The organism is Capnocytophaga sp. CM59 (genome assembly GCF_000293175.1).
In the GTDB taxonomy this organism is placed as follows: Bacteria; Bacteroidota; Bacteroidia; order Flavobacteriales; family Flavobacteriaceae; genus Capnocytophaga; species Capnocytophaga granulosa.
In genome coordinates this window covers 1-9,279 of sequence record NZ_ALNN01000033.1, presented here as the reverse complement: position 1 = coordinate 9,279, position 9,279 = coordinate 1, and the positions used below count along the sequence as shown (strand labels likewise).

The following is a 9,279-nucleotide window of genomic DNA, read 5'->3' as shown; positions in this document are numbered from 1 at the left end:
GCCAAGTACGGCTACTTCCTGGCCTCGGCGTACTGTCGTATCAGGGTCGTCATTGGCCTCTATGGTAGGAGCACCTTCTACTACCTTGATTTCAGCTACGGTACTCTTTTTCGCACCGCAATTGCTTGTTACCTCTACCCAGTAGTAGAACGTACCTACTCTATCGGTCGCAGGCTTATAACTTGGGCTGTTATCCCCTACTTCAGTGCCTGAGGTGTTGTTATTATCCGTATTGTTATACCACTTATACCTAAGGGTACCTTCGCCTGTGGCCACTACTGCAAGCGGTGTTGCCTCGGCTCCTTTCTGGTAAGTAGCCCCTGCTGGATGAGTGGTAATGGTGGTGGCTGTCTGTTGCGCCTTGATCTCAAAGCTATCAGAAGGTACCGATTCACAATTGTTATTGTTCTTAGCCGTAATGGTATAAGTACCAGGGGCAAGACCTGTAATCTCGTGGGTAATCGGATTAACCGTCAACTGGGTACCATTGTGCCAATAAGTTAGTCCTAACGCCTGGTTGGTAAGCTTAGCCACTGTTGGGCTGGTACAGCTGGCAGGGGTTAGCGTAATTGCTGGCTTGGCTGGTGCCGCCTGCACTGGGTTTATCGTAATTGTTGCCTCGGCTGAGGTACAACCTTGGGTATTGGTAGCGGTGATCTTATAAGAACCTGCCGCAGTAAGACCGCTGATGGTACCATCACTCTCTACATTACCCACTGTAGCATTGGCACTGTCCTTAATGGTATAAGTAAGGCCATTGTCATAGTCGGTTACCTTGGCTACACTGATAGCTGTACAAGTAGCGGCGGTCTTCTCTCCTATGGTAGGAGCCGCAGGGGCTGGGAGCTTATCGGCTATTTGGAAATCAGCTGAAGTCGCTTCACAACCGTCTTTAGCAGCCTTTACCTTGTAAGAGCCTGCCACAAGACCTGTTACTATACCGTCTGCTGCTATGGTAATGGTCTCTGTAACGGCCGTACCATCCGCTTTGGTAAAGGTATAAGTAGCATTCGGATCATAATTAGTGATCTTAGCTTTCCCCTCAGCAGTACAAGTAGGAGCTACAGCCGTTGCTGTTAGTGTTGGTTGAGCTAAAGATATAATCTTAACCGTTACTTCTGCACGAGGGCTTTCACAACTACCCAAGGTACGAGCTGCATAGTATTTATTATTATGTACAAGCGCTGTAGTACTTGCCAAGAGCGAACCTCCAGTAGCTGCATCATACCACTTGATATCCATACCTTGTGGTGCAAGATCCGCTACCGTTGCACTATTACAGAACGACTGAGTAGCTGTTGGTGTTGGCGTAGCAGGCACAGGTAATACATCTGCTATCGTAATAGTCGCCTCGGCTGAGGTACAACCCTGAGTATTGGTAACTGTGATCTTATAAGTACCTGCTGTGGTAAGACCATTGATTGTTCCATCTGATGCTACCAAAGCTGTCGCTACCACTGTATTGCTACTATCTAATATGGCAAAGACATCCGTAGCTGAATAGCTGGAATAGTTATCTACTTTTGCTACGCTTATTGCCGTACAAGTAGCAGCGGTCTTTTCCCCTATGGTAGGAGCCGCAGGGGTAGGGAGCTTATCCTTGATCTCAAACTCAGCAGAAAGGGCTGATTCACAACCGTCTTTCTTCGCTTTTACCTTATACTTACCTACAGAAAGCCCTGAAATCTTACCTGTGTTATCCACTGAAGTACCTGATACTTCGGTGCTATCGTCCGATTTGACGAAGATATAGTCAAGCCCAGTAGTATAGTTAAGCTTGGCGATGCTAATCGCAGCACAAGTAGCCGCGGTATGTTCGCTTACGGTTGGTACCGCTGGTATTGGTTTTATATCTTTGATCTCGAACTCATCGGAAAGGTCTGAAATACAGCCGTCTTTGGTAGCTTTAACTTTATACTTTCCTACTGCAAGGCCAGAAATCTTACCATCAGAGGCCATGGTTACCCCACTTACCGTACTGCCATCAGACGATTTGATGAAGGTATAAGTAAAGTTGGCATCATAGTTAGTAAGTTTTGCGATGCTGATAGCTGTACAAGTAGCGGCCGTATCTTCGGCTACTATTGGCTTGGCTGGGGTCAGTTTCTTATCCTTGATCTCGAACTCATCGGAAAGATCAGAAGTACAGCCGTCTTTGGTGGCTTTGACCTTATACTTACCTACTGGAAGCCCTGTAATCTTACCACCTGCTACTACTGAAGCAGTACTTACTGTATTATTAGTGTTGGCTGACTCGACAATGGTATAGGTGAAATTAGCATTATAGTTGCTCACTTTAGCCGTACTGATCGCGCTACAAGTAGCAGCTGTATCTTCGGCTACCGTTGGCTTGACTGGCGTTACCTTCTTGGCTTTGATCGTAAAGCTATCTGAAGCTGGTGACTCACAACTGCTATTCTTAGCGGTAATGGTATGGCTACCTATCCCAAGATGCTGAATTTCTCCCGTAAGAGTTACCGTAAGTTGGGTGCCATTAAGCCAATAGGTTTGGTTTGGATCATAGTTGGTAATCTTAGCTATGGTAGGGCTTGCGCAGGTCTCTGCCGTAAGGGTAATGTCCGGTTTGGCAGGGACAGCCTTCTGAGCCTTGATCTCGAACTCATCGGAAAGCTCGGAGGTACAGCCTCCTTGAGTGGCTTTTATCTTATACTTACCTATTGCAAGGCTGGTAATCTTACCTGTACCATCCACTGAAGCACCCGTTACAATACTGTTATCCGATGACTTGATAAAGGTATAGGTTTTCCCCGCGGCATGGTTAGTGATCTTGGCCACAGTAGCGCTGGTACAGCTTTCCGCAGTGAGGGTAAGGGTCGGCTTATCTGGCACTGGCTTCTTATCAGCTATTGTAAAGGTCGTACCTGCTGATTCGCAACCGTCCTCCACGGCTTTGATTAGATAAGTACCCGCCTCGGAGATCCCATTGATAGCACCATTGGAAGCCACTGTAGCGCTCACTAGGGTTCCTCCTTTGGTCACCTTGAAGGTAATTCCGGCAGTATAGCTGCTGCGGTTGCTCACCTTAGCGGTGCTTACCGTACCACAGCCCGCTGCCTGAGCTTGGGCTACTATAGGTTGGGCAGGAGTAGCGTTGGTTTTTACCATTATGATGTTACTCAAGGTTTCTCCACAACCTGAGTTCTTTACCTTGACATAGTAGTACTTGGTACCAGCTGCATTGGTTGGAGGTGTAAAGGTTGGGCCACTACCTTTTTGAGTACCGTTATAGGCATTGGTAATACTTTCGTACCACTCATAAGAGAGAGTACCTGCTACGCCATGGGCATCGGCCACCACGGAAAGAGGGGTAGCGGTAGTACCTGTACAATAAGGAGTAGTAGGCACCACAGGCTGGGTGGTGATACTTGGTGCTGGTTTTACAGTGAGTTTTACCTCTTGGGCAGACTCACAGCCATTGGTACGTTTTACCTTAAGTTTGTATTTGAACTCTGTTGTGGTTGTCAACTTAGCTCCTGTATAGTGGAAGGTAGGAAGTGCTGTATTGGTTGCCGATAGGTAATCCAAGGCGTTGGCTGGGGAGACCGCCTCCCAAGTATAAGCCTGATAGACTGGTGCCGGAGCAGCTACATAAGTCAACACCTTACTATCACTCTCACAAATAGTTGCATCACTAATAAGCCCTGTTAGCTCCGTGGGTGGTGTAGCTAAACTTACCACATTATCACAAAGGCAATAGTTATCCTTAATAGCCAAGAGCAAACGACATACCTCTGACTGATCAGCTACATAAGTAAAGGATCTCTCCGGAGAAGTGGCTCCTATGGCAATATTCTCATTTTGAGTATTATCCTTAAGGAGGGTATCTCCTGAATCCACCAAACCATTGCCATTGACATCATGGTAAAGAGACACTTTCAAGGAACCATTATAAAGAGCCTCTGCGGTGGCCGCATTAGTTACTTTATACTTAACGGTTAGTTTCTCCTTGTCACCTTGTACTATGGAACTTACTTTTACATCTGCCAAAGAAAGCGAGGCTCGTTTATTCTCTATCTTTGCTTTTTTCTCTGGCGAAGTAGATACGATAAGAGCAGGACAGAAAGGCGGACTCAAGGTAGCACAAGGAATCCCTGTGATCTTATCTGTAGTAAGTACCTTTAAGGATCTTTCATCTGTACAACTTACTGCTGTATTGGCTTTTTGCTTGATTTTTACCGTTACATAAAAGTAATGGGTATCCTTCATACCTGCTGGTACTTTCATTATGATCTCATTTTCACCTCCTACTACCCCTGTTGATTCCACAGAGGGGTCAGCCCAACTACTACTTGGGTTTGCCTGGGGGAATGCACTTCTATCTATTGTGATATCACTGTTCTGAATATCATAGCTTTGTGGGAAACGTATATGCAGACGAGCATCATTACCTACTGTAAACAAAGGATTAGAAGAGGTAACATTGACCGATACGCGTACCTTATAAGTAGCCCCACTATCACAAGCATTGGCATTGCCATTTACATAGTTTACAGAGGAAAGTAACATATTATAGTCATTCACTGTAGCATTTGTTATACCTGCAACATTTTCTACAATCTTAGGCCCTATAGCAGGTGCTCCGCAGAGATTATTTCCTTCTAAGTCAATAGCAAAAGAGGAGCCTGCAACAAAATCACAGTCAGGTTGTACGTTAAAGGTTACTTTGAACTTCTGCTCATTTTCTACATTGGTACTTACCGAACCTGGCAGAGAGCCACCTGGCAATATATCAAAAAGTTGGTAAGTAGTCTTACCCCCCACGGTAGTTACCCCAATCTTTTTACCATCCACAGGGGTGGAGGTATTATACACCTTGCCAGAGTTCAAGGGGTATTCCACTTGTACATCACTGATAACGATACCAGGCTGCTGGGTAACCACCAAGTTTGCTCCAAAAATATCCCCCTCATTGGTGCTTTTTACAATATAGGAGAAAGGTGTTTTGGCACACATAGTCAAGCTGGTAGGGTTCCCCCCCACTTCTATGTCTTTCTTACTTTGTGCTATATTGACAGTATACTCTAAGAAAGTATCATCACAGGCAGCACTATGCCCCTCTGTAGGATTACCCTCACAGTTCCAACCTGCATACACTTTAAACTTCAGTTGTGGTTGGCTACAGTTGGTTAACTTATACTTTAGGCGATAGTACTTCTGGCTGGCAAGCCCTACAGGTACTGTTTGGTTTAAGAAGAACATCTTCTCTCCTGTGATACTAGTCTCTGGAGTAAGCGTACGCACTACAGTCGTCCCTGCCGCATCATTGACCTCTTCCAAGCCCAACACTTCCACTCCTGTAACATCAGGAATAGAAATCCACGTATTGGGAGCCTCATTGTTGCGTGCCTCTAAGGCAATAACAGTACTCTGTTCGTTCTTGTTAGCCCTAATGGTAGAGCCTTGCCCTTGTGCTGCCATAAGCAATTGTGGTTTTGCTTTATACAGAAAAACACTATTATTGGCTATATTGGTAGATGGCCGAGTTGGTTCACCAGCATAATGATAATAAAAATCCTCTGCCTCTATTTGGTAATAGCCTACTTCGTCAGCAGCTCTTGCGGCGGCTAATATTTGCGAATCAGTACCTGCAAATTCTTTTGATTTACAGGAGGCTTGCACCGTTACTCTCAACCACTCGTTATAAGTTCTTGCAGCTATCATCCCTGGTCGTAAAAAGTATGGATCAGTTGGATTCGTTGGATTCGTATAGGTATATACCCGCCTATTACCTTCGGTGGTTTCTACCCATTTATTTAATGGGATAGTAACAGAAGAAGAAGTATTATTTCTCGATTGGGTAGCATTGGCGGTATAGTAATATTCAGGGTTTGCGGTTATCTTATATGCCAAGGGCATCTTAAGTACAATCTTCTTCATTAGAATCCCTGGGCGATACTCCTCATAAAGCAAACTACCAGCTGCTTGATTGCGCCCTAAGTGGATGTAATAGCCTCCTACATTATTCGGGGTACAACCATTTAAACTAAAAGCATTCATACCATTCCACTTACCTGTTCTACCGAAATCAAATACTGGAATAAGGGCTACTCCACAACGCAAGGCATTGGTATGGAATCCTTGTGGGCTGATAGCTGTATCGGCTTTATTCGCTAAGGTATAAAAATAAGAGGTAATCCCTGACTGCTCTGCTAAATCTTGACTTTCTGTAGTATTACTTGCCTGATAGGTGGCCACTATTGAGAAAGTTTGGCCAGCGGCTAGAGTACCCGCAGGAAGAGCACTGGTAAGGTCCCAACGGTAATAGTTACCATTGGTATCATTAGCGCGTGTTACCACCCCTGGAGTAGAGGCTTGTAGGGTAGTCTCCTGATAGCCTATAGTTACCTTGATAGACTTAGGCAACAAGTCTGCATTCTTTTTTACCGCTACATAGTAGAAAAGGTTATCAGCCGCTGCTTGGTCGGTTTGTTTTCCCTCGGCAAAGAACTCTACCGTATCCAAAGGCAATACCTTACGGCGCTGCTCAGCCGATACATTGGCACGCTGCACGGGAGTGGTCATGGTATCATCCGTCCAACCATAAGAGTTGTCTCCTCGTTCCACCTTGGTGGAGAGCATCTCAGGCCCTTTTACCGTACAAGGCACCGAACAGCCGGTACTGACACTTGCATTCTCACACACTATAGGGATCTCACAGAAGGTAGCGCCATCCTGATTGCGGCTCATCATCGAAATCTTATAAGGAATAGTAGCAGAACTACCCATGCCTGTACAATTGCTCAGTTCCATCTCAAAAGAGATATGCCCCCATAGGCGTTCTTTCCCCGAAGTTACCCCCGATGGAGGTGTATTAGGAGTAGTAAAATCCAATACGCCACCCGCTGGTATATTCCCTATACTAACGATAGGAGCCGTTGTATCGGTAAAGTCATCATTGGAAGTATAGTGGAATACCACATTCTTAAGCCCGACCCCTGAAGGTAGCTGCATATAATAGCGATAACGAAGGTCATTCGCCCTCCCTGTTTGTCCTTGTAGCTGTTCTGAAGCAGATATCGCTGTTATTCCTGGAGTTAAGTAGCCCTTCTCTGGCGTATTTAGGAGTAGCTGTGCCGGAAAGATACTTTTATTAGTACGATTAATAGCCCGTACATACGTATTTTGGGTAAAACCTCTCTGAGAAAGCGCACCACAAGCCCCTTCACCATCAAAATAGTAAGCAGGATTTATAGACAGATCATTACAAGCAAAAGGGAGTCCTTTGGAGACTAAGTCGTAACAGAAACGTATCTCAGTACCTGGTTTTAGGTCATCCCTATAACCATCACCATCTTCATCAGTAAAACCTATATCCTTGCCTGTCAAAGCAGGATTGGAACTAAGTAAGGCCGCATTGGTAGGAAAATCAAAAATTGAATTTGCCGCGTTATCATTAGAGGTTTCTGCAATAGGAATTTTTGTGCCATCGGTAGCGATGATATAGAAGTTTGCCACTTCGAAATACTTAAGCTGTTGTCTTAGCTTGAGCTTATTGTTATAAATAACAGCATCGGTGCTACTATTCTTAAAAGCCCCGTAGAATGTACCGAGTTTAGCCCCATTGGCTGCACAAAGCCCTGTGCCATATTCAAAATATACTTTACTATTATCATATATCTGTACTAATACGGGTTCGTAGGTACGCACCTTTATATCACGGCCTACCTTGGTATTTTTCCCAAATATATCGGTAGCCGAAAGCCCCCAATAGGGCTCATAGCCTATCTTAGGTTGCCCTCCACATAAGGAGGGTGCTATCTGATACTTTTGGGTAATGGTTACCAGTTCGTTACCTAAAAACCCTGTAGGCTTGGTAAGGCTATACATGGGTCTCCCTGCATTTAGAAAGCCTGTAGGGACGGTGCCTGCTGGTGCTAAAGTAACTCCAGTGGGTGGAGTAAAACTTACATGGGTAATCCCTGTAGGATAATCCACAGAAAAGAAAATGGTACGAGTAGCCCCCACCCCAGTATTACGAATGCCAAAGGTAGTGGTATTCTCCCCTATAGGAGCATTGGATACCTGTGTAACTCCTTGTACCGTTACCTCCGGAGGAGTCACTCTATAGGGGTCTGTATCCTTTTCATCCTCTCCATCTCCTATTACAACAGCCTTTACCTTATCGACAAGATTCGCTCCACCTAGAGCAGTTGTTGCTGCTTTGGTAATTTTACGCTTAATGGTAAAGATGACCTCCTTATTAGGAGTCCCTACCATAGTAAAGACAGGCTTACCCAGAGGACTACTCGTTTGGTAAGTCACACTTGTCGCATTAGCCCCTAGCGTCTCTGAGCCTACCACATACTGAATCCCTGTAGGCAGCGTAACGGTTACCTCAGCATCTGTTTTTCCTGGCGGGAGCTTTACCTTAATGGTGAGAGTACCGATTTCAAAATTGGTATTGTTGGCAAACTGTACCTGATCTTCCGCGACGGGGTCATTGACTGCCACTTGAGCCCTGAGTTGCCCGAAAGAAACTAAGAGACTACAAACCAATACATTAAACAAAAATGTTTTTAGCTTTTTCACATCATTCATATGATAAAAGTACTTTAAAAATTTGTCGCGCAAAAGTACTATATTTTTTTGATTTATTTTAAAACACAATAATTTTTTTTCAACAGAAAAGAGTGTTAATTGTTAATTATTAATTTTAAATTATTAATTCAGGTTTTGTAAAGACTATAACTTATTGATTGTCAGAATTATTTCTTTCTTATATCCTGCCTACCTCAAATCCTCCCCCCCTACCCCCCTCCGAAGGAAGGGGGCTAAGAGTGTGAAATCGGAATAATACATTATAAAAGACAGATATTCAGACTTATATATTAAGACTTATACTAAGAATTTATACTGCATAAATGTGCTAATTCCCCCCTCCTTCGGAGGGGCTGGGGGAGGAACTGAGGGGGGCTAAGAGTGTGAAAAATTGGAATATATGTTATAAAAGACAGATAATCAGACTTATACTAAGAATTTACACTGATTAAACTCAATAATTCTCCCCTCAATTCCTCCCCCCTACCCCCCTCCGAAGGAAGGGGGCTAAGAGTGTGAAAAATTGGAATATATGTTACTTAAGTTTCGCAAGTTATTTTTAGGCTATTATTGTAATTATAAACAACTAATAATCAATTATTTGTAAAAACCTCCCCCCCACCCCCCTCCAAAGGGAAAGTCCGCGAGAGCGGAGTATGTGTCTTTAAGGGCGTTGAAATAGCCTAATTTGTTTATCTAATTGGAAAATATTCTTTCTAT

The 9,279-nt window shown here is 44.3% G+C and carries 1 protein-coding gene; it reads right to left on the bottom strand.

Going from position 1 to position 9,279, the window contains the following annotated elements:
- The coding region (locus tag HMPREF1154_RS08300; RefSeq protein ID WP_009642145.1) for an Ig-like domain-containing protein at window positions 1–8,559 on the bottom strand (8,559 nt) is incomplete at its 3' end.
- Between the last annotated feature and the right edge of the window lie 720 nt (window positions 8,560–9,279).